21 protein-coding genes are annotated in these 23,598 nt (G+C 39.0%); all 21 read left to right on the top strand.

The window, feature by feature from the left end:
• The first annotated feature begins 37 nt into the window (after nt 1–37).
• Nucleotides 38–1,084, top strand: coding sequence for an aspartate-semialdehyde dehydrogenase (gene asd / locus ACTWPF_RS10655; protein ID WP_161464441.1), 1,047 nt, complete (start codon nt 38–40; stop codon nt 1,082–1,084).
• Nucleotides 1,085–1,100: 16 nt separating this feature from the next.
• The gene (dapG, locus tag ACTWPF_RS10650) at nt 1,101–2,330 is read left to right on the top strand and encodes an aspartate kinase (RefSeq protein ID WP_161464442.1); all 1,230 of its coding nucleotides are present in this window, start codon (nt 1,101–1,103) and stop codon (nt 2,328–2,330) included.
• A gap of 29 nt (nt 2,331–2,359) precedes the next feature.
• Nucleotides 2,360–3,226, top strand: coding sequence for a 4-hydroxy-tetrahydrodipicolinate synthase (gene dapA, locus ACTWPF_RS10645; RefSeq protein WP_443149141.1), 867 nt, complete (start codon nt 2,360–2,362; stop codon nt 3,224–3,226).
• Nucleotides 3,227–3,326: 100 nt separating this feature from the next.
• Nucleotides 3,327–4,055 carry a ClpP family protease gene (locus ACTWPF_RS10640; protein WP_036573000.1) on the top strand — a complete coding sequence of 243 codons (729 nt, stop codon included), beginning with the start codon at nt 3,327–3,329 and terminating at the stop codon, nt 4,053–4,055.
• Complete coding sequence (locus tag ACTWPF_RS10635) at nt 4,052–4,258, top strand: YlzJ-like family protein (RefSeq protein WP_238019206.1); 207 nt, start codon at nt 4,052–4,054, stop codon at nt 4,256–4,258. The genes ACTWPF_RS10640 and ACTWPF_RS10635 overlap by 4 nt, the downstream gene beginning before the upstream one ends.
• Before the next feature lie 102 nt (nt 4,259–4,360).
• Nucleotides 4,361–6,643, top strand: coding sequence for a DNA translocase FtsK (locus tag ACTWPF_RS10630; protein ID WP_106896700.1), 2,283 nt, complete (start codon nt 4,361–4,363; stop codon nt 6,641–6,643).
• Nucleotides 6,644–7,049: 406 nt separating this feature from the next.
• Nucleotides 7,050–7,775 (top strand): GntR family transcriptional regulator, encoded by a 726-nt coding sequence (locus ACTWPF_RS10625; protein WP_106896701.1) that lies wholly within the window; start codon nt 7,050–7,052, stop codon nt 7,773–7,775.
• A 95-nt stretch (nt 7,776–7,870) separates the two neighbouring features.
• Nucleotides 7,871–8,986: a BMP family lipoprotein gene (locus ACTWPF_RS10620; RefSeq protein WP_106898514.1), complete on the top strand. Its 1,116-nt coding sequence runs from the start codon at nt 7,871–7,873 to the stop codon at nt 8,984–8,986.
• A 205-nt stretch (nt 8,987–9,191) separates the two neighbouring features.
• Nucleotides 9,192–10,730, top strand: a complete 1,539-nt coding sequence (locus ACTWPF_RS10615; RefSeq protein WP_106898515.1) for an ABC transporter ATP-binding protein — start codon at nt 9,192–9,194, stop codon at nt 10,728–10,730.
• The gene (locus ACTWPF_RS10610; RefSeq protein ID WP_106896702.1) at nt 10,717–11,763 is read left to right on the top strand and encodes an ABC transporter permease; all 1,047 of its coding nucleotides are present in this window, start codon (nt 10,717–10,719) and stop codon (nt 11,761–11,763) included. Before ACTWPF_RS10615 ends, ACTWPF_RS10610 begins: the two co-directional genes overlap by 14 nt.
• A complete protein-coding gene (locus ACTWPF_RS10605; protein WP_443149140.1) occupies nt 11,764–12,723 on the top strand; it encodes an ABC transporter permease in 960 nt (319 codons plus the stop codon).
• A gap of 138 nt (nt 12,724–12,861) precedes the next feature.
• Nucleotides 12,862–14,154, top strand: a complete 1,293-nt coding sequence (gene yfmF / locus ACTWPF_RS10600) for an EF-P 5-aminopentanol modification-associated protein YfmF (protein WP_106896704.1) — start codon at nt 12,862–12,864, stop codon at nt 14,152–14,154.
• Entirely contained in the window at nt 14,147–15,430 is a 1,284-nt protein-coding gene (gene yfmH, locus ACTWPF_RS10595) for an EF-P 5-aminopentanol modification-associated protein YfmH (protein ID WP_106896705.1), read from the top strand. Before yfmF ends, yfmH begins: the two co-directional genes overlap by 8 nt.
• Before the next feature lie 9 nt (nt 15,431–15,439).
• On the top strand, nt 15,440–16,156 hold the full coding sequence (gene ymfI, locus ACTWPF_RS10590; RefSeq protein ID WP_443149139.1) for an elongation factor P 5-aminopentanone reductase: 717 nt from the start codon (nt 15,440–15,442) through the stop codon (nt 16,154–16,156).
• Nucleotides 16,157–16,230: 74 nt separating this feature from the next.
• A complete protein-coding gene (locus ACTWPF_RS10585; RefSeq protein ID WP_106896707.1) occupies nt 16,231–16,476 on the top strand; it encodes a DUF3243 domain-containing protein in 246 nt (81 codons plus the stop codon).
• Nucleotides 16,477–16,733: 257 nt separating this feature from the next.
• Nucleotides 16,734–17,525, top strand: a complete 792-nt coding sequence (locus ACTWPF_RS10580) for a DUF3388 domain-containing protein (RefSeq protein WP_036572989.1) — start codon at nt 16,734–16,736, stop codon at nt 17,523–17,525.
• Nucleotides 17,526–17,543: 18 nt separating this feature from the next.
• The gene (locus ACTWPF_RS10575) at nt 17,544–18,464 is read left to right on the top strand and encodes a helix-turn-helix domain-containing protein (RefSeq protein ID WP_443149138.1); all 921 of its coding nucleotides are present in this window, start codon (nt 17,544–17,546) and stop codon (nt 18,462–18,464) included.
• 88 nt (nt 18,465–18,552) lie between these two features.
• Complete coding sequence (gene pgsA, locus ACTWPF_RS10570) at nt 18,553–19,131, top strand: CDP-diacylglycerol--glycerol-3-phosphate 3-phosphatidyltransferase (RefSeq protein ID WP_036572987.1); 579 nt, start codon at nt 18,553–18,555, stop codon at nt 19,129–19,131.
• The gene (locus ACTWPF_RS10565) at nt 19,131–20,390 is read left to right on the top strand and encodes a competence/damage-inducible protein A (RefSeq protein ID WP_443149253.1); all 1,260 of its coding nucleotides are present in this window, start codon (nt 19,131–19,133) and stop codon (nt 20,388–20,390) included. Before pgsA ends, ACTWPF_RS10565 begins: the two co-directional genes overlap by 1 nt.
• 166 nt (nt 20,391–20,556) lie before the next feature.
• A complete protein-coding gene (recA, locus tag ACTWPF_RS10560) occupies nt 20,557–21,591 on the top strand; it encodes a recombinase RecA (protein ID WP_106896710.1) in 1,035 nt (344 codons plus the stop codon).
• Between the two features lie 404 nt (nt 21,592–21,995).
• On the top strand, nt 21,996–23,558 hold the full coding sequence (gene rny / locus ACTWPF_RS10555) for a ribonuclease Y (RefSeq protein WP_106896711.1): 1,563 nt from the start codon (nt 21,996–21,998) through the stop codon (nt 23,556–23,558).
• Nucleotides 23,559–23,598: the final 40 nt, after the last annotated feature.

Here is a 23,598-nt window from a genome sequence, read left to right as displayed (position 1 = left end):
AGAGAAATATTTTTTATGAGTGAAGGGAGAAATGGGGATGTCGCATAAAGCAGCATACAACGTGGCCGTCGTAGGAGCAACAGGTGCAGTAGGTCAAAAAATTATAAAACTATTAGAAGAAAAGAAATTTCCAATAGATCAAGTAAAGCTTTTATCCTCAAGCAGATCCGCAGGTAAAAAAATATCATTTAATGGTGAAGAAGTCACAGTGGAAGAAGCATTACCTGAGAGCTTCGCAGGTGTAGACATAGCGTTATTTTCTGCAGGTGGTTCTATTTCAAAGAAACTAGCTCCAGAAGCGGTTAAACATGGTGCGGTTGTGGTTGACAATACGAGTGCGTATAGAATGGATAAAGATGTGCCACTTGTTGTGCCAGAAGTAAATAAAGAAGACCTATCAAATCATAAAGGAATTATTGCTAATCCTAACTGCTCTACTATTCAAATGGTGGCAGCATTAAAACCGTTACAAAAAGCATTTGGCCTCAGTCGTGTAATTGTATCTACCTACCAGGCCGTATCTGGTGCTGGCATGACTGCCAATAAGGAACTGGAAAATCAGACAGCAAGCCATTTAAACAAGGAAGAAATGCACGCTGAGATCTTACCAGTAAAAGGGGATAAAAAACATTATCCAATCGCGTTTAACGCCTTGCCTCAAATTGATGTTTTTCAAGAAAATGGCTATACTTTTGAAGAAATGAAAATGATTAATGAAACGAAGAAAATCATGCATGCACCCGAATTATCGGTAGCGGCTACGTGTGTTCGTTTACCGATTTTCACTTCGCATGCCGAAAGTGTGTATGTAGAATTAAATAGAGATGACTTAACTGCAGCGGATATTCAAAAAGTATTAAACGAAGCAGAGGGTGTTATTCTAGAAGATAATCCAGAGACACAAACATATCCAACCCCATTAAGTGCAGCGAATAGGGAAGAAGTCTTTGTCGGACGTGTTAGAAAGGATCCAGACTTAGCGAATGGGTTCCACATGTGGATCGTATCCGATAACCTTATGAAGGGTGCTGCCTGGAATACTGTGCAAATTGCGGAAACATTAGTTGAAAATAAATGGCTATAGTACTTGAGGTGTTACAATGCAAATAGTTGTTCAGAAATTCGGTGGAACATCTGTCCAATCCGAAGAAAATAGAAAACATGTAGTAAAACATATAAAAAATGCATTAATGCTGGAATATAAACTTGTGGTTGTTGTTTCAGCTCTAGGTAGAAAGCCAGACCCTTATGCAACGGATACATTGTTGGGTCTGGTCAATTATCCTGCTGGGAAAAGTTCTGCTAGAGAAATTGATATGCTTCTTTCGTGTGGGGAGGTCATTTCCTCGGTCGTATTATCTAATGAACTGAAAAAACAACATATTTCGTCTACAGCGCTAACGGGTGCGCAGGCAGGTTTTATTACAAATAATGATTTTAATCAGGCAAGAATTAAAGCAGTACATCCTGAAAGAATTATTAAGGAACTGGAAAATCATGATGTAGTAGTTGTTGCTGGATTTCAGGGACAGACTGAAGATGGTGAAATAACCACAATTGGTCGTGGTGGCAGTGACACAACAGCCGCCGCCCTGGGAGCCGCACTCGCAGCAGAGCGCATTGAAATCTTCACAGATGTGAATGGTATTATGACCGCAGATCCAAGGGTAGTGGAAACTGCTCGCCCGTTAGATGTAGTAACCTACACGGAAATCTGTAACTTGGCATACCAGGGGGCAAAGGTTGTTCACCCACGGGCAGTTGAAATAGCAATGCAATCCAAAATACCGATGCGTGTTAGATCCACATATTCTCAGGAGGAAGGAACGCTTGTTACATCATCAAGGGTGCAGGAAGCAGGCATGGATGTTACAGAACGGCTTATCACGGGTATTGCACACATATCCTCGATAACTCAGATAAGAGTGCAAGCCAAGGAAGAAGCGTACCGCTTGCAGTCAGAAGTTTTTAAAGCAATGGCGGAATCCGGAATCTCTGTAGATTTTATTAATATTTCTCCAACAGGAGTAGCCTATACAGTTCCCGATAGACATACTGAGAAGGCTGTGCACATTCTTAAAACACTTGGATTTTATCCAGAAATTACGGAAAACTGTGCTAAGGTTTCTGCAGTCGGTGCAGGGATGACAGGGGTTCCTGGTGTTGCTTCCATGATTGTGCAGGCACTTACTGACGCCGGAGTACAGATCCTGCAATCAGCAGACAGTCACACAACGATTTGGGTACTTGTTAACAATAAGGACTTAAAAGCTGCAGTAAATGCACTGCATGAGGTATTTGAGCTTAGCGGTTTACAGAAACAATCCTAGATAAGACAAGAAAGAGAAAGGTGATAGAAATGAGATTTGGTCGTGTTTTAACAGCAATGGTGACCCCTTTTGATCATACTGGAGAGATTGATTATGATCAGACTGACATACTAATTGAATACTTACTTGAGAACGGCACTGACGGTTTAGTTATTGCTGGAACGACGGGAGAATCACCAACTTTATCAGTGGATGAAAAAGTAAATCTTTTTAAGCATGTAGTTAAAGTTGTAAAAAAGCGAGTCCCGGTAATTGCTGGTACAGGTAGTAACAGCACTGCAGCCTCTATTCAATTAACCAAAGAAGCAGAAAAATGTGGTGTAGACGCTGTTATGCTTGTGGCTCCTTACTACAATAAACCGAATCAAAGAGGCATGTATGAGCATTTTAAAACGATAGCAAATGCCACAACACTCCCGGTGATGCTCTATAATATTCCTGGTCGATCTGTTGTAAAACTGACCGCTGATACGATTATTGAACTAAGTAAAATCCCTAATATTGTTTCAGTTAAAGAATCAACAGGTGACCTTGATCAAGCAGCCGAAATTATTGAGAACACAAGTGACGATTTTAGTCTATATAGCGGAGATGACAGCATGACACTCCCAATGCTTTCAATTGGAGCAGATGGAATTATTTCCGTGTCCTCTCATATTGTCGGCAATGAAATGCAGGAAATGGTAAATCTTTATCTAAACGGCGACGTAAAACAGGCTGCAGCCAAACACAGGAAATTAGTTCCTGTTATGAGTGCCTTGTTTGCATCACCATCCCCTACACCTGTAAAAGCTGCACTACAAATGAAAGGAATTGAAACAGGTAGTGTGAGGCTTCCTCTTCTCCCGTTAACAGATGAAGAACGAAACCTTTTAAAAGAAAAAATCGATATGTAGTGCAAAATACCAGCTCCTAGCTGGTATTTTGTTTTTTGCATGGAGTTATTCATTTACGTTCATACTAGGAATAGTTACTAGTGATAAGGAGTGTTCGTAAATGAATAAAGAAGGTAGAAAAGAAGATCAAAATCAGGATGGTCAACAAAACTCTTCTGCTTTGGTGCAAAAGATTCAGCAGCTGGGACAATCAAGTGTTCCGCAAGCTCCTGACTCCAATATACATGTGCTGTCCATCATTGGTCAGGTAGAGGGACATATACAACTACCTCCTCAAAACAAAACAACGAAGTACGAGCATTTATTGCCGCAGCTGATTGCAATTGAACAAAACCCTAAAATAGAAGGATTAATTATATTGCTAAATACGGTAGGCGGGGATGTAGAGGCAGGGCTTGCCCTTTCTGAAATGATTGCATCTATTTCTAAGCCGACTGTCTCCATTGTACTTGGTGGTGGTCACTCCATCGGTGTACCTATAGCCGTTGCCACAGATTACTCCTTCATTGTACCTACAGCGACGATGACCATACATCCTGTAAGGCTTACCGGTTTGGTTATTGGTGTACCACAAACCTTTGAGTACCTAGACAAGATGCAAGAAAGAGTTATTAATTTTGTTGTCAGCCATTCGAATATTAAGGAAGAGAAATTTAAGGACCTCATGTTCGACAAAGGAAATTTAACAAGGGATATTGGTACGAATGTAGTGGGAACAGATGCTGTAGAGTATGGCTTGATTGATCGCGTTGGTGGGGTAAAAGAAGCTATGCAGAAGATTAACGAAATGATAGGTCCGAAACCAGAAGAAAATCAGGTGATTCAATGATCCTATATACACCATTGTCTCAAGAAGAAATTTTTCCTCAGCAGGATGAAGCTATTGCAAATCGGCATTGTGTTGTCTTTCAGGGGAAGAGCATGTATGTAGAGCAAAAAGAAGATGGATCGTATCAGTTGTTACAATTGCTTTCCACTGATCCACATGATTTTATGAATGACTCATATAGCCCCGGAACGATTTTATCTTAGAGAGGTTTTTTATGGTATAATAGAGAAAATAAAGAAATAACCCTTGTCGGTAAGCGGCAGGGGTTTAATCGTCATAATGCGTGATAGAACAGAGGTGAAAAAATGGCAAAAAAAAGAAAAAAAAGAAACAGTAAGTTAAAAAAACAACTAAAATATGAACTATTAGGTCTACTGTTTATCTTTCTAGCAATACTTGGTAGTGGAGCAGGTGCAATTAGCGACGGTGCAATTCCTGGTGGGTTAGAACATGTATTTCGATTCTTTTTCGGAATCTGGTATTTTGTTGCTTCTCTTTTATTACTCATAACTGGTGTGTTGCTGGTTGTCAAAAGAAGATATCCGGATTTAACTAATAAAAGATTGGTAGGCTTCTATATTGTATTTGGTGGCGTCTTATTGCTGACACATATACAAGCATACGAGCAAGTTGTGCAAAATGGTAATGTCTCCATAATGGCTGCTTCTTGGGATAATTTTATTTCCAGTTTAAATGGGCAGACGAGTAGCTCTATGCTTGGGGGAGGCATGGTTGCAGCATTACTCTTTACCTTTTGCTATTATTTATTTTCCTTAGTTGGTGCAAAAATTGTTTCCGTGTTTTCTATTTTAATCGGCGTAATCTTTATGACAGAATACTCGATTGGAGATTTATTTTCCAAGTTTGGAAAAAAATTAGCACAAGTGATAAGCAACTATAAAGATAAAGCAGCAGATAATAAGGAAGCAAAACGCAAACGTAAACAGGATAAAGAAATCGAAGAACTTGATACGAATGAAGTAACAGAAGTTCCGTTACAGGCATATGAAAATGAGCCGGTAATCCAGGACTTCACTGATGTTACATACGCTGCTTCAGAACTATCAAAACAGGATGCTCCTCAGGAAAAGACGGATGTTGCTGAAAAAGAAGATACTAGTGTAGACGATATTATGGGAAATATGCCAATGACTGAGCCGGAGAATCATGAGTATGTACTCCCATCTCCTAAGTTGCTAGCAGAGCCTGCTAATAACTCACAGCAACAGGAAAAGTCTCAGATCCAGGCAACTGTTAGAAAACTAGAAAAGACTTTTCATAGTTTTGGAGTTAAAGCAAGAGTCACAAAGGTTCATGTCGGGCCAGCTGTAACGAAATATGAAGTGTACCCTGAAGCTGGTGTAAAGGTAAGTAAAATTGTTGGGTTACATGACGATTTGGCTCTCGCCCTTGCAGCAAAGGATATAAGAATTGAAGCTCCTATTCCAGGTAAATCAGCAGTCGGTATAGAGGTGCCTAACCAAGAAGTTGCAATGGTAAGCCTACGCGAAGTGGTAGATAAAACGTTACAGAACCCAAGTGCAAAATTGTTGTTTGCACTTGGACGAGATATCTCGGGAGAAGCCGTAGTAGCAGAGCTTAATAAAATGCCGCATATGCTTATAGCAGGTGCAACCGGTAGTGGGAAAAGTGTCTGTGTTAATGGCATTATTACAACTATTCTTATGCGGACTAAACCCCATGAAGTTAAAATGATGATGATTGACCCTAAGAAAGTGGAATTAAATGTTTATAACGGGATCCCTCACTTATTGGCACCAGTCGTGACAGATCCGAAAAAAGCATCAAGAGCTTTACAAAAAGTAGTTTCCGAGATGGAAAGAAGATATGAGTTGTTTTCGGATACGGGCACGCGTAATATTGAAGGATATAACGAATATATAAGAAAGTCTAATCAAAGCACAGAGGATACACAGCCAAATCTTCCGTACATTGTAGTATTGGTCGATGAACTAGCAGATTTAATGATGGTTGCTTCAAATGACGTAGAGGATGCGATCACCCGTTTGGCGCAAATGGCTCGTGCGGCCGGCATTCATTTGATTATTGCCACACAGCGTCCTTCTGTTGATGTTATAACAGGTGTGATAAAAGCTAATATTCCTTCTAGGATTGCATTTAGTGTTTCTTCACAAACCGATTCTAGAACAATTTTAGACTCTGGCGGTGCTGAGAAATTACTTGGACGAGGTGATATGTTATTTCTCCCAGTTGGTGCCTCCAAGCCGACCCGTGTACAAGGTGCTTTTCTTTCAGATGAAGAAGTAGAAAGAGTAGTTGATCATTGTATTGATCAACAAAAAGCTTCGTATCAAGAGGAAATGATTCCAGATGATACGAACGAGGTTCGTGAAGAAGTCAGTGACGAATTATTTGACGATGCTGTCCAATTAATTACTGAAATGCAAAGCGCTAGTGTGTCCATGCTGCAACGAAGGTTCAGAATAGGCTACACAAGGGCTGCAAGGTTAATAGATGCGATGGAAGACAGAGGGATAGTTGGCCCATATGAGGGAAGTAAGCCACGTACAGTACTCGTAACACATTCAGAAGAAAAATCTTCTTAGTAGAATCTATTTATATATTAAAAATAAGCAGCAGGCGCTATCAATAGTGACCTGCTGTGTTTTTAGATGGAGATATACTTTGTTAGTTGCCATACCCCAAAAAGATCTTATTACATAAGGTAGTATAAAGGTAATCATCTTATAACATCGAGGTAATAAAAGTGTTAAGTGAACTAAACAAAGGAAACGCTTTCATCTTGAAAACTGGTTTTTGTGTGATATATAAAGGCTTATTGTAGAAAAACGTCGAATTATTAGCAAATTATTTAAGGAATTTGTCCTATAACTATTTATTTATTCTTCTATTAATGGTATGATTTATCTCGAATAAATGAGAGATATGTCAAACGTCAGAGGTCTGAACTCTCTAGACTTTACATACCGGAGAGAATGGGGGAAGCTCTTCATGTCTATTAAAATCGATGCTAGGCATTTATACCTTCAAGTAATCGATGAAATTAAACGGGATATTGAAAGCGGTAAATATAAAGAAAAGCAAAAGCTTCCTTCTGAATTTCAATTATCCAAGCTTTTAGGAGTATCTAGAGCAACATTAAGGGAAGCATTACGCATTCTAGAAGAAGATAATATTGTTACAAGAAGACATGGTGTGGGAACATTCGTTAATCAAAAGCCGATATTTTCCTCTGGCATTGAACAGTTAAATAGTGTCACAGATATGATTGAACAATCAGGTAAAAAGGCAGCCTCTCAATATTTGACAACAGAGTTTTTAGAACCAACAGATGAAGAAAGAAACAGATTTGCTCCTGAGCAAATTGATATTCTTGCAAAAATTGAGCGAGTAAGAACTGCCGATAATATACCAGTGGTTTTCTGTATTGATAAAATACCTTCACATTTAATTCCATTGGAGAGAGTGCATGAAGAAGATTCACTGTTTCAATTACTTGAGGAGTATACAGATAAGCGTGTCGCTTATGCTGTAACCTATATCGAACCAGTTAGTTATCATGAAAGGATTTACAGTATTCTTAACTGTGAACCAGAGCAATCTCTATTACTGTTAAAGCAAATGCACTATACGGAAACAGACGAACCAGTCCTCTATTCTGCAAACTATTTTCGTTCCGATGTATTTAGTTTCCACGTGTTACGTAAAAGAATGTAACCAATCGTAATAGAAAGCATTTGGGGAGGTGATAGTTAACGAGATAACTGCGCGCTTAATTTTCACAATATTAAAGAAAACAGGGGGTAACAATGTTGAAGAATCGTAAATTTATTTTATTGTTTGCATTATTGCTAAGTCTTGGTCTTGTATTAGCTGCATGTGGTGGAAGTGATGAAAAATCGAGTGGTAATAGCGAAGGTGAAGGGTCGTCTGAGGGATCTTCTGAAGAGGGTTCTTCAGATTATACTGTCGGAATGGTAACAGATGAAGGTGGGGTTGATGATAAATCATTTAACCAATCTGCATGGGAAGGGTTACAAGCATGGGGAGAAGAACATGATCTATCAAAAGCAGATGGATTCGACTATGCACAATCAGAAGATGAGTCTGATTATCTTCCAAACATGACACGTCTTGTTCGTAATGACTATGATCTAGTATTTGGAATCGGTTTTCTACTTGAAGATGCAATTGCTGAAATTGCAGAACAAAACCCAGATAATGACTTTGCGATCGTCGATACAGTAGTAGAAGCACCGAATGTAGCGAGTATTACCTTTGCGGAACATGAAGGTTCATTCCTTACTGGTGTAGCTGCAGCAATGAAAACTAACACAGATAAACTAGGCTTCATTGGTGGCGTAGATTCTGCATTAATTAATAAATTTGAATCAGGATTTGTAGCAGGTGCTAAATCTGTAAACCCTGATATTGAAGTAGATATTCAATATGTAGGTAACTTCAGTTCTGCTGCAGATGGTAAGTTAATTGCAACACGTATGTACAATGATGGAGCAGATGTAATCTATCATTCAGCAGGAGCTGCTGGGAATGGTGTATTTGCACAGGCTAAAGATTTAAAACAAAAAGATCCAGAGAGAGAAATCTATGTAATTGGGGTTGACCGTGACCAATATGAAGAAGGTGCAATTGGTGATCACAACGTAACATTAACTTCTATGGTGAAACGTGTAGATACTTCCGTTATCGAAGTAAGTAACCAAGGTCTTAACGGAGAGTTCCCTGGAGGGGAAGTACTCGTATTTGGACTTGAAGATGAAGGAATCGGGATTGCTGAAACAAATGAAGAAGCATACACAGAAGAAATTGCAACAGCAGTTAATGAGTGGAAAGAAAAAATCATTAATGGAGATGTTACAGTTCCTCAAACTCATGACGAACTAAAAGCATTCGAAGAAGAATTATAAGGTAATAGAAAACGTGAAAAAGGCTGATAGACAGCCTTTTTCACTATTAAATCAAGATTGTGAATTTAACTTATGCGATGATGTCGTGTTCTATTAAGAAGATCTTCAACTGAAGGGTAGTATCCCGCTCCTTCAGTTGGCGATCTTCGTTTTAAGTATAAAGATTTTATTCAGATAATTCTGCTCATAAGGAGGTTGATTTTTGGTGGACTATGTTGTTGAAATGTTAAATATACGTAAAGAATTTCCAGGAATTATAGCCAATGATGATATTACCATACAGCTGAAAAAAGGGGAAATTCATGCATTGCTAGGAGAAAATGGTGCAGGGAAATCAACATTAATGAATGTACTCTTTGGATTATATCACCCGGAAAAAGGAGAAATCCGTGTTAAAGGGAAACCAGTAAACATGACCGATCCAAATGTCGCGAATGACCATGGTATTGGTATGGTGCATCAACATTTTATGCTTGTAGAGCCTTTTACCGTAACGCAAAATATTATCTTAGGTGCTGAACCGACCTCCATGGGGAAAATCGATTTACGAAAAGCAGAAAAAGAAGTACAAGCGTTATCCAATAAATATGGTTTAAAGGTGGACGCAAGAGCGAAGATCCAAGATATTTCGGTTGGAATGCAACAGCGGGTAGAAATCTTGAAGACCTTATACCGTGGAGCAGATGTACTTATCTTTGATGAACCTACTGCTGTATTAACACCACAGGAGATAATTGAACTTATGCAGATTATGAAGTCTCTAATTGCAGAAGGGAAATCTATCATTCTAATAACACATAAATTAAAAGAAATTATGCAAATATGTGACCGATGTACTGTAATAAGAAAAGGAAAAGGTATTGGCACAGTCGATGTAGCGGATACGTCTGTTGATGAATTGGCTTCCTTAATGGTCGGTAGGGATGTTTCGTTTAAGACACAAAAAACACCTGCACAGCCTAAAGAGACAATATTAAAGGTGAATAACTTACATGTGAAGGATTCACGCAAAGTTGATATGGTAAAAGGATTAAACCTAGAAGTCCGTGCTGGTGAAATTGTTGGAATTGCGGGAGTAGATGGTAATGGGCAGAGTGAATTAATCGAAGCCATTACGGGATTGAAAAAAGCTCAAAAAGGCTCCATCGAGTTAAATGGAAAAGCGATTACAAATTTATCACCCCGTAAAGTGACGGAAAGCGGAGTTGGACACATTCCACAAGATAGGCATAAGTTTGGTTTAGTTCTAGATTTTCCAATAGGCGAAAACATTGTGCTCCAAACCTATTATAAAAAACCATATTCTAAATACAAAGTTTTAAACTACAAAGAAATTTATGATAAAGCCGAAAAATTGATTAAAGAATACGACGTTCGAACGCCTAGTGTTTATACAAAAGCTCGTGCACTATCGGGTGGAAACCAGCAAAAAGCGATTATCAGTCGTGAGGTTGACCGTTCACCTGATCTCTTAATTGCCGCACAGCCTACTCGAGGTCTTGATGTAGGAGCAATTGAATTTATTCATCAAAAGCTGATTGAAGAAAGAGATAAAGGACGGGCAATTTTACTAGTCTCCTTTGAACTGGATGAAATCCTTGATGTAAGTGACCGGATTGCAGTTGTTTTTGATGGTGAAATTGTAGCTAATGTGAAACCTGAAGAAACAAACGAACAAAAATTGGGACTACTGATGGCCGGAAGTTCGGAAGAAAAGGTGGGTGTTGTAAATGACCTCGAATAAAATGTTTAACATCTTGGTTCCGGTTATTTCAGTATTAATTGGTCTTCTATCCGGTGCTATTATTATGATCGGGTTTGGATATAACCCTATTGAGGGCTATGCTGCATTATGGGAAGGCGCCTTTGGTGATATGTATTTTGTAGGTGAAACAGTCAGACAAGTAACGCCATATATCCTTACCGGGCTGGCCGTAGCATTTGCTTTTCGAACTGGATTATTTAATATCGGAGCAGAAGGCCAGGTTATTGTGGGATGGCTTGCAGCAATTTGGGTAGGTATTACATTTGATTTACCAATGTATATTCATCTTCCATTTGCGGTTATCGTTGCTGCTTTGGCTGGTGCAATTTGGGGCTTTATTCCAGGTCTTTTAAAAGCGCGACTAGGAGTACATGAAGTTATCGTTACGATCATGCTTAACTATGTAGCTTTATACAGTTCAAATGCCTTAATTCGTTCTGTCCTATCTGATAATCAGGATAAAACAGATAAAATTGCTGCAACCGCTTCTCTTTCATCAGAATGGTTGCAGAACCTAACTTTTTTCTCAAGAATGCATTATGGGATTTTAATTGCATTATTCGCAGCTATCATTATGTGGTTTTTAATTGAACGAACTTCTATTGGCTATGAATTGAAGTCTGTTGGTTATAACCAGCATGCCTCAAAATATGCAGGTATGAATGTTCAACGCAATATTATCCTCGCAATGGTTATATCAGGAGCATTTGCAGGTCTTGCTGGAGCAATGGAGGGGCTTGGGACCTATGGTAACATGTCTGTAAGTTCAGGCTTTACAAACCTTGGATTTGATGGAATAGCTGTTGCTCTATTGGGGGCGAATACAGCGATTGGAGTCATTTTAGCTGCGTTTCTTTTTGGTGCATTAAAGGTAGGAGCGTTGAACATGCCGACAGAAGCTGGCGTGCCAAACGAGTTAGTTGATATTATCATTGCACTCATTATCTTTTTTGTTGCATCAAGCTATATTATTCGCTGGGTATTGCTTCGTTTAAAAAAGGGGGAGAAATAGATGGGGGTTATTGAGTTATTAGCACAGGTTATTCCACCAGCACTCTTCTTCTCTGCGCCACTTATTTTTACAGCGCTAGGCGGAGTGTTCAGTGAAAGATCAGGTGTCGTTAATATTGGCCTTGAAGGGCTAATGGTAATGGGAGCGTTTGTTGGGATTGTGTTTAATTTAACTTTCACAGATGTTTTAGGTCCATGGACACCATGGGTTTCCATCCTAGTTGCCATGGTCGTTTCCGCAATTTTTTCCGTGATACATGCTGTAGCAGCTGTTTCTTTTAGAGCAGATCAGGTTGTAAGTGGTGTAGCTATTAATTTCTTGGCACTAGGACTCGGTATATTTTTAACCAAACAATTTTACGGTAAGGGACAGACCGATATGGTCACTCAACCTTTTTACACAACAGATATTTGGTTTTTATCAGACATACCATTTTTAGGGCCTATCTTCTTTGAAGGTATCTATGTTATCTCCTATATATCCATTATATTAGCGCTAGTTTGCTGGTATATTATGTATAAAACACCATTTGGTTTAAGACTGCGGGCGGTGGGAGAACATCCGATGGCTGCAGATACCAATGGAATTAGCGTTACGAAGATGCGTTACGTGGCTGTCATTATTTCTGGAGCATTTGGTGGATTGGGCGGTTCTGTTTTTGCCTTAACCATTGCACTAAATTTCTCACACGCTACTATCGTTGGACAAGGATTTATGGCCTTAGCAGCAGTTATTTTCGGTAAGTGGCATCCACTTGGCGCGATGGGCGCAGCATTGTTTTTTGGATTCGCTCAAAGTTTAAGTGTGATCGGCGCGGGAATTCCGTTGCTTGCTGATGTTCCACAGGTATTTTTATTAATCGCACCATATGTACTGACAATTCTAGCTCTGGCTGGATTTATCGGTCGCTCTGAAGCTCCTAGAGCTAATGGGGAACCATATATAAAAGGAAGCAGATAAAATCTGCTCAGAAATCTGACTTGCATTTAGTAGCAAGTCAGATTTTTTTATTTTATAATGGATTACAATTGGTAAAATTGAACAGAATAATCAACGTACTCTAGAATGCTACGTATAAAAAGAACGGGAGGAAACAGGATGGAAGCTGTTGAAGAAAACGTCGTCCATACAGATGGACTAAACTTACATTTTATCCATAATAAGAAATACAAAACAATTAATATTGTTGTAAAGCTGAAAGCGTCGCTAGAAAGAGACACGATCACGAAAAGAGCATTACTACCGTATATTTTGCAACAAGGGACGCTTAACTATCCAGGTAAAAAGGAACTACAAAGAAAATTGGATGACTTATATGGTGCTGTACTCTCGGTCGATGGTTCAAAAAAAGGAGAGCAACATATTATAAGCTTCCGCTTGGAAGTGCCAAACGAGAAGTTTATACCGGATGAATCAAAAATTGTAGAGGAAAGCATATCCTTACTAAGTGAACTTCTTTTTAATCCAAATGCAGAGAATGATGCATTTAACCAAAAAGTAGTTAAACGTGAGAAGGATACACTAAAACAGAAGATTCATGCCATTAAAGATGACAAAATGAGTTATGCAAACATGCGCTTAATTGATGAAATGTGTAAAGGAGAAGCATATGCCCTCCATGTACATGGTTACCAAGAAGATCTTGAGGAAATAACACCTGAAAATTTATACACCTATTATAAGAAAGCCATTTCAGAAGACCAGCTGGATGTGTATGTACAGGGAGATTTTGACGAAGAAACATTAAAGCAGCAACTTGTCGCAAAGCTAAAGCGTGAGCAAGTGAATACTCAGGCTACGCAAGTAAGCCCCACTAATAAAAATAATTCTGGGGAATTAACAGAAGTGGTGGAAAAGGAAAATATCCAGCAGGCCAAGCTACACATTGGGTACCGTACAAATTGTACGTATCATGATGACGAATATTTTGCCTTACAGGTGTTTAATGGAATGTTTGGAGGTTTTCCGAGCTCTAAATTATTTATTAACGTTAGAGAAAAAAATAGTTTGGCCTATTATGCTTCCTCGCGTCTGGAGAGTCAGAAAGGTCTCTTAATCGTATTTAGTGGTATCGCACCAAAGGATTACGAACAGGCAAGAGACATCATGAATGAGCAGCTAGAAGCCATGAAAAAAGGGGATTTCACCGACGAGGAATTGGAAGAGACCAAAGACCTTATTGTTAATCAATTACGAGAAACAATGGACCATCCGCAAGGCTTAGTTGAATTGCTTTACCAGCAGGTTCTTGCTGGGAAAGAAAGAACTCCTGAGCAGTTAATCAAAGGAATAAAAGCAGTAAACCGTGAACAAGTCATCTCAGCAGCTGAGAAAGTGGAAGCTGACACTCTTTATCTGTTAACAAGCAAGGACGGTGAAACAAATGAATAAGCAAGTTTATGAGGAGATATCCGAAACGCTATACACGAAAAAGATGGATAATGGACTGACCGTTTTGTTATTGCCAAGGCCAGAGATGGCAAAAACATATGGTCTCTTTACCACTAATTATGGATCCATTGACCAAACCTTTACACCCATAGGTTCAGATGAGGCAGTTACCGTTCCTGAAGGGGTTGCCCACTTTTTAGAACACAAGCTTTTTGAAAAAAAAGATAGAGATGTATTCGCAGACTTTGGTAAGCAGGGTGCTTCACCAAATGCTTATACTTCTTTTACAAAAACCGCTTATTTGTTTTCGGCAACGAATCATATTGAAAAAAACGTAGAAACACTATTAGATTTTGTCCAAGATCCCTATTTTTCGGAGGAGTCAGTCGAGAAGGAAAAGGGCATCATTGCACAGGAAATTAAGATGTATGATGACCAGCCGGATTGGCAATCGTTTATGGGCACGATTAAAAGCATGTTTAAAGAACACCCTGTAAACATTGACATAGCAGGGACAGTAGATTCGATTCATACCATCACCAAAGATGATTTATACACATGCTACAATACATTTTATCATCCGGAGAATATGATTTTCTTTTTAGCTGGTAATTTTGATCCCAGTTCGATGATGGAACTAATTGAAGCCAATCAGAATGCAAAAACATTTCAAAAAATGGATGAAATTAAACGACAATTTCCAGAAGAAAAGATGGAAGTGGCAAAGCCAGAAGCAAGGCAAACCATGTCCGTGTCAGTACCCAAATGTACGATTGGGATTAAAGACTCTGTTTCTACATTGACGAAGAATGAATTTTTAAAAAGGGAACTTTTGCAAAGCATGGTTATGGATCATTATTTCTCTAAAGGTGGGGACTTTTATCAAGAGTTGTATCAATCAGAGTTAATTGATGATAGTTTCTTTTATGAAACCAACCTTGAAAGAAATTTTGGTTATACCCTTATTGGAAGTAATGCACAGAAACCTGAAGCTTTTTCAAGTAAAGTGAAAGAAATGTTGCTTTCTACGAGAAATAATGACCTGGCAGAAGACGATTTTAGCCGTATGAAAAAGAAAAAGATTGGGCAATTATTAAGAGCAATGAACTCCTTGGAATTTATTGCAAGTAAATACACGCATTACCACATGCTAGGAATTGATTTCTTTAACATTATCCCGGAAATACAGGCGCTTACATTAGAAGATGCCAATGGATTCTTAAAAGAATGGATTTCAGAACAACAATTAGCTGTACATGTGATTACAGGAGAATAAGGAGATATAATGGGGAAGAATGTATTAATTATAGGGGCAAGTGGAGATATTGGAGTGGCAATTGCTGAAAAACTTGTACGAAGTGGCTATACGCTTCTTTTGCATGGTTACCAAAACAAAGCAAGATTGCACGAGTTTAGAAGGCGGCATAATTCAGAAGCTGTTTTAGATATAATCGAGGCGAATTTGGCAGAACCAGAAGGTATACAGAATTTTATGAACCAACTCGCTTATTCGGTAGATAGTGTCATTTATGCTGGGGGCCATGCCTATTATGGGGTCTTCCAGCAAACGCCGGATAAGGTAATGGATGAGATGTTATCCATACACGTCAAAGCTCCTTGGTTGCTTACCAAGCATCTACTCCCCTCTATGATTCAAAAAAACGAGGGTAATATCATTTTTATTACTTCCATTTGGGGTAGAGAAGGTGCTAGCAATGAAGTGGTTTACTCTTCCGTAAAAGGTGCACAAAACAGCTTTGTTAAGGCACTTGCAAAAGAGGTAGGACCAACAGGGATATCAGTTAATGGGATAAGCCCGGGTTTTATTGAAACAAAAATGAATGCACAACTAGACCAGGGCGAGAGAGAAGCCATATTGGATGAGATCCCATTACGACGAGCTGGTAAACCTGAAGAAATAGCAAATTTAGTCGCATTTTTACTTGATAAGCACTCTCCTTATATTCATGGTGAAATTATTAATATGACTGGTGGCTGGTGATCTAACAAGTTCCATGTATAAAGCCTGCTTTTCATCAAATACTATAGGTGTATAACATGGAAGGAGGCATCTGTATGTCAGTATTGGATAATTTTGATTCCTGGAAGGGTTTCTTATCGGATAAATTACAGCAGGCCCAGCAACAGGGTATGAGTGAAAAGACAATTCAAAGTGTAGCACAAGAAGTAGGCGATTACCTTTCACAAAGCGTAGAAGCTAAGAATGAAGAAGAAGCTGTGTTGCGTGAACTATGGAACGCTGCTAATGAAGAGGAACAACAAGCACTTGCAAACACAATGATTAAGCTTGTTCAAAAGTAATAAGCAAATAAAAATAATGAAGAAAAAGGAATTGTAGAGAAATAGTACAATTCCTTTTTCCTTTTCCTCTATTGTGAGTATAATTTCCATGTTTACTCCACTTCCAGTGCTACTTTTCTAAGCGGCGCTTTTCACTTTTCTAACTTTATTTACACATATGGATGATAATCTCTTTTCACTTACGTAAAAATCATTTATTATATAGAGAGGGATTGACATGATAGATTTTAGGAAGTTATTTACTAAGGAGTAATCTTATGGAGAGAACAGAATGGTATCTTGAATATGAAATCCAAATAAATCGACCTGGGTTACTTGGTGATATTTCCTCATTGCTAGGAATGTTGTCAATCAACATTATCACAATAAATGGAGTGGAGAATTCCAGGAGAGGGATGCTTCTGCTCTCTAAATATGATGAAAACATTACAAGACTAAAGACAATTTTGCAAACAATGGATACAATTAATGTGACAAAGATCAGGAAGCCAAAACTGCGTGATAAATTAGCCGTGCGACACGGGAAGTACATTCATAGAGATGTTGATGACCGTAAGACAATTCGGTTTGTGAGAGATGAACTTGGTTTATTAGTCGATTTTATGGCGGAATTATATAAACAAGAAGGACATAAACTAATTGGTATTCGAGGAATGCCTCGTGTTGGCAAAACGGAATCAGTAGTGGCAGCAAGTGTCTGTGCAAACAAGCGATGGTTGTTTGTATCAAGCACATTACTAAAGCAGACGGTGCGCAGCAAACTGATTGAAGGTGAATATAACCCCGATAATATATACATTATTGATGGTGTTGTTTCAAAAAACAGAGCGAATGAGAAACATTGGCAGTTAATACGAGAAGTGATGCAGCTTCCATCTATAAAGGTGGTTGAGCATCCAGATATTTTTGTACAGGCGACGGAGTATAAAATAGATGATTTTGATTACATCATTGAACTTCGAAGCCATGAAGATGAAGTAATTACATATGAGCCTATCGAAAGGCAGGATTTTAGCCAGGACAATGGCTTTACAATGTTTGATTTTTAAAATGGATGGTGTTTATATATGGAAATTGGTGTACGGTTAAAGGAAGCGAGAGAAGCGAAGAATATCTCTTTAGAAAGTCTTCAAGAATCTACCAAAATACAGAAACGTTACCTCATGGCGATTGAAGAAGGGAATATGAAAATCCTTCCTGGTAAGTTTTATGCACGTGCGTTTATTAAGGAATATGCCAACGCGGTAGGACTTGATCCAGATGAATTATTAGAGGAGTACAAAGAAGAAGTTCCTAAAACAGAAGAACAAGAAGAAGTACAATTTACTCGTATGCAACGGACAAGGAAATCTGGAAATACGGAGAAAAGCAGTTCCCATTCTTCCATTCTGCCAACAATTATTACAGTTATACTTGTTATAGGTATCCTTTTTGCCGCATGGTATTTTATTAAGCAATCCATGGGGAATGATGAAAGTAATGCGCCAAGCGAGGAAGAAGACATTATTATAACCAACCCAGAAAATTCACAAGAGAATGCATCTGGTAATGAAGATAATGAAAGCAATGAAGATGAGTCTACTACTGACGATGCGGATCAGGAAGAAACAAATGAACAAGAACAGGAAGAAAATCAGCCAGAGCCTTCTTTTTCTGTAGTGGAAGAGGGGACTGGATCTACACCTGTCTCAACTGTAGCATTAGATAACGCAGGGGATGAAATAACAGCAACATTGGAAGCAGCAAGCGATACTTGGCTTCTTGTAGAATCTGAAGATGGGGAGACATTTTTTGAAGAAGGAATGTTTACCGGTGACCAATCCCCATTAGAAATTGACTTAAGTGGAAAAGAACGCATATTCTTTAAGATCGGAAATGCCTCTAATTTAACCATTACGATAAATGGAGTGGAGATGGAATATCCGGTTGATGCGAATGCAAAAGTGCGTCAGGATATTTGGCTGGAAATTAACCAGGAAACAGAATAATTGTAGAGAAGCCCTTCCCTTTTATACTGACGGAAGGGTTTTATCACTTAACTTACACTAATAGTAAACATAATAGGAGGATTTACGAATGAATGTACCTAATAAAATTACGCTATCTCGAATTTTTCTAATCCCTATCTTTATTCTATTGTTAAGTATTCCATTTAATTGGGGCACTTGGGATATTGGGGAAACATCTCTACCTGTATCAGATTTCATAGCGGCTTTGCTTTTCATTTTAGCAGCTGCTACGGATTGGGTTGACGGCCATTATGCACGTAAGCATAACCTCGTAACAAATCTAGGTAAGTTTTTAGACCCGCTTGCTGATAAGCTTCTTGTCTCAGCAGCGTTAATACTATTAGTGGAAATGGGGATGGCACCAGCTTGGCTTGTTATTGTCATTATAAGTAGGGAGTTTGCAGTTACAGGGCTAAGACTTGTCGCAGCCGGGGAAGGTATAGTACTTGCTGCTGGAAGCATGGGGAAGCTTAAAACAGCAACACAAATGGTCGCAATCGCAATTTTGCTTCTACATCAGTTCCCGTTCTCCTACATAGGCTTCCCGTTTGGTACGGTAATGCTTTATGCTGCACTATTCTTTACCATTGTTTCGGGAGTTGACTACTTCATGAAAAATTGGCATGTCATGAGGGATTCGAAGTGATGAAACAATTAAAAACAGAGATTGTTGCAGTAGGCACGGAATTATTGCTCGGACAAATTTCGAATACAAATGCACAATGGTTATCTCAACAACTAGCTTTATTCGGGCTTAATGTTTACCATCACACTGTTGTAGGAGACAACTTGCAGCGTGTCAAAACAGTATTCAACCAAGCCCATGCTCGTTCAGATGTGATTATTGTGACAGGGGGATTGGGTCCGACAGATGATGATTTAACAAGAGAGGCGTTCCAAGCAATGAGTGGTATGGACATTGTAGAACATGAGCCTTCCATGGATAAAATAACAGCTTTTTTCACTAAACGCGGAACCAATATGACACCGAATAATCGGAAGCAGGCGCGAGTTTTTGCAGGAGCTAGCGTATTGGAAAACCATGCTGGGATGGCACCTGGTATGATTGTCACTCATGAAGAGAGAACATGGGTTTTTCTCCCAGGAGTCCCAAGAGAGATGAAGCATTTGGCCAGTACTTCTGTTTTCCCTTATTTGCAGAATTTGACTGGTGAAAAGCAAGTTATCAAATCAATGATCTTAAAGTTTATCGGAATCGGAGAGTCCCAGCTTGAGCATGAATTATATGATTTAATTCAAAATCAAAGCAACCCTACTCTCGCACCGCTAGCGCAAGAAAGTGGTGTTGTAATCAGGCTGACTGCCAGACATAACTCCGAAACAGAAGCCAATTCTTTACTAGAACAAACAAAAGCACAAGTAGAGGATCGACTCGGGGAATATCTTTTTGGTGTCGATGAGCAAACGATCGAGCAACAAATAATAGATTTACTCAAATCTAGTGGTAAGACGATCGCTGCAGCGGAAAGCCTGACGGGCGGAATGTTTACTGATAAACTCGTCTCTATTTCTGGTGCTTCAGCTGCCTGTAAAGGTTCAATTGTATGCTATGACACGGATGTAAAAAGGAAAGTACTTGGAATATCAGAGGAAGTCCTCGTAGAAGACGGGACCGTATCTGAAGCTTGTGCAGAACAGATGGCTGAGAAGGTCAGTGGTTTGCTGGGTAGTTCATTTGGAATTTCATTTACTGGAGTTGCGGGTCCTATTTCAATAGAGGACCACCAACCAGGTACTGTCTTTGTTTCTATATACGACCACATAAATAAACGCTCTGAAACCAAAGGTTATCATTTTCATGGTGATCGCAATTCAGTAAGACATCGGGCGACAATAAAGGGATTAGAATTTCTTTTTAATTATTTAAATTCCACTATTGAGTAGGTTGTATGAGGAGTTAATTTAATTCTAGCTTGGCCTTCATACTGTAAAATGCTATTTTTTCCAAAAGAACCATATTAAAAAAAGGGAACATTTATTCGTTTTTTTCTTGGCAAAAGGTAAAAAACAATGTATGATGTAAATAGAAGAACTGAAGGAGGAGTACGTTGTGAGCGATAGAAAACAAGCGTTAGATATGGCGTTGAGACAAATAGAGAAGCAATTTGGTAAAGGATCAATAATGAAACTTGGGGAGCAAGAACAAAGGAAGATAGCAACCATTCCAAGTGGATCACTTGCTTTAGATGTTGCATTAGGAATAGGTGGATACCCGCGCGGACGTGTTATTGAAATATATGGCCCGGAATCTTCAGGTAAAACGACTGTTGCTTTACATGCCATTGCAGAGGCTCAGCAAAAAGGTGGACAGGCTGCTTTTATTGATGCAGAGCATGCACTTGATCCAATCTATGCAAGAGCACTTGGTGTTAACATTGATGAATTGCTGTTATCACAACCAGATACTGGGGAACAAGCACTGGAAATAGCTGAGGCACTTGTGAGAAGTGGTGCAGTAGATATCGTCGTAGTGGACTCAGTTGCTGCCCTTGTACCGAAAGCGGAAATAGAAGGTGAAATGGGTGACGCCCATGTTGGACTTCAAGCTCGTCTTATGTCACAGGCACTCAGAAAGCTATCTGGAGCAATTAACAAGTCAAAAACAACTGCTATCTTTATTAACCAGATTCGTGAAAAAGTAGGTGTTATGTTCGGTAACCCTGAAACTACACCAGGTGGTCGTGCACTAAAATTCTATTCATCTGTAAGACTAGAAGTTCGCCGTGCAGAGACATTGAAGCAAGGCAACGATATCATGGGGAATAAAGCTAGAATTAAAGTAGTGAAAAATAAAGTAGCTCCACCTTTCAAACAGGCGGAAGTAGATATTATGTATGGTGAAGGTATATCCAGAGAAGGGGAGATCCTTGATATTGGTTCAGATCTGGACATTGTACTGAAAAGCGGTGCTTGGTATTCCTATAATGAAGAAAGGTTAGGCCAAGGTCGCGAAAATGCGAAGCAATTCCTAAAGGAAAACACAGACATAACGACTGAAATCCACGAAGCAATCCGTCAACATTATAAGTTGGATGAAGAGCCTGAAGAAGCTGAAGAGGTTAGCCAGGAAAGTTTTGATGTGTAAGCAGGAAATGAAAAATTTAGTAGTGTTCTATTAAACTAATGCCGGACGATATTTCGAAGCTAATTCGAATATGTCCGGTTTTCTTTATAAGGTTTAAGCTTGAGTATTACAGTTTAGTATTTTCCCTATATGGCTATATTTTAGTTATGAGAGTGGTAAAAAGAGGTTCTATCGAGCTAATTACTTCCTATTAAGTAAGAGAAATAAAAGCGTTTCTTTTATTTCCTATTAGGGCAAGGAAATAGTTTGTGACGTTTCCTTGACATTCCTTATATAGACAATTAAAATTAAATATGTATAAATTTATAATTTATATTATATGAATTATTGTTCTTTTGCATTTGAAAACGGTACATGCCGACAATAATGATTTGTAAAACTTAATAGCAATAGGAGGTGAAATTATGGACAATCCTATCTTTATAATCATCTCCATTTTGCTCCTAATCGTCGGTATTGTTGTTGGTTATCTGATTCGTAAATCTATTGCTGAAGCTAAGATCTCCAGTGCAGAAACCTTAGCTAAACAAATAGTGGATGAGGCACATCGAAATGCAGATGCCGCTAAAAAAGAGGCACTTCTTGAAGCGAAGGATGAAAATCACAAGCTTCGTCAGCAGACAGAAGACGAGTTACGAGAACGTCGTTTAGATGTACAAAAGCAAGAAAATCGTCTGATGCAAAAAGAAGAAAATCTGGACAGAAAAAGTGATACAGTAGACAAGCGTGAGCTCATGTTAGAGAAAAGAGAACAGTCACTAACAGAAAAACAACAACAAATTGAAGAAATGGAAAGCAAAGTGGAAGCTATGAAGCAGGAGCAGCAAACAGAGCTTGAGCGCATTTCAGGATACACGACCGACCAGGCAAAACAGGTTATCTTAGAGCGTATTGAAAAAGATGTTGCGCATGAATCCGCACTAATGATCAAGGAAGCTGAGAATCGTGCGAAGGAAGAAGCAGACAAAAAGGCGAAGAATATTCTTTCCCTTGCCCTGCAACGCTGTGCAGCAGACCACGTTGCGGAAACAACCGTTTCTGTAGTGAATCTTCCAAACGATGAAATGAAGGGGCGTATAATTGGTAGAGAAGGACGTAATATACGTACACTGGAAACATTAACTGGAATTGATCTTATTATAGATGACACCCCAGAGGCGGTAATTCTATCTGGATTTGATCCAATTCGTCGTGAGACTGCCCGTTTGGCACTTGAAAAACTTGTACAGGATGGTAGAATTCACCCTGCAAGAATTGAGGAAATGGTTGATAAATCCAGACGTGAAGTGGACGAATATATTAGAGAGATCGGTGAGGAAACAACATTTGAAGTTGGTGTGCATGGTCTTCACCCGGATCTGGTTAAAATACTTGGTCGACTGAAATACCGGACAAGTTATGGACAAAATGTCCTTAAGCATTCAACAGAAGTTGCTTACTTATCTGGATTGCTTGCAGCTGAATTAGGAGAAGATGAAACATTGGCTAGAAGAGCCGGATTACTTCATGATATCGGAAAGGCAATTGACCATGAAGTAGAAGGTAGCCATGTTGAGATTGGAAAAGAATTAGCGATGAAATACAAAGAGCACGAAGTTGTCATTAACTCAATTGCCTCCCACCATGGTGACGAGGAACCTACCTCCATCATTTCTGTCCTGGTTGCTGCTGCGGATGCACTATCTGCTGCTAGACCTGGTGCAAGAAGTGAAACACTTGAGAATTACATTAAGAGGCTGGAGAAACTGGAAGAGATATCTGAATCCTTTACGGGAGTAGAAAAATCTTTTGCTATCCAGGCAGGAAGAGAAATAAGAATCATGGTTAAACCTGACGAAATTGATGACATCGAATCGGTTCGTATCGCTAGAGACATTCGAAAACGAATTGAAGGTGAACTTGATTATCCTGGACACATAAAAGTTACGGTAATCAGAGAAACCAGGGCAGTTGAATATGCAAAATAATGCATAGCCTATCAAAAAAAGCGGTCAATGACCGCTTTTT

The organism is Oceanobacillus sp. M65 (assembly GCF_052246275.1).
In the GTDB taxonomy this organism is placed as follows: domain Bacteria; phylum Bacillota; class Bacilli; order Bacillales; family Amphibacillaceae; genus Oceanobacillus_B; species Oceanobacillus_B jordanicus.
This window is presented reverse-complemented; position numbering and strand designations above follow the sequence as displayed.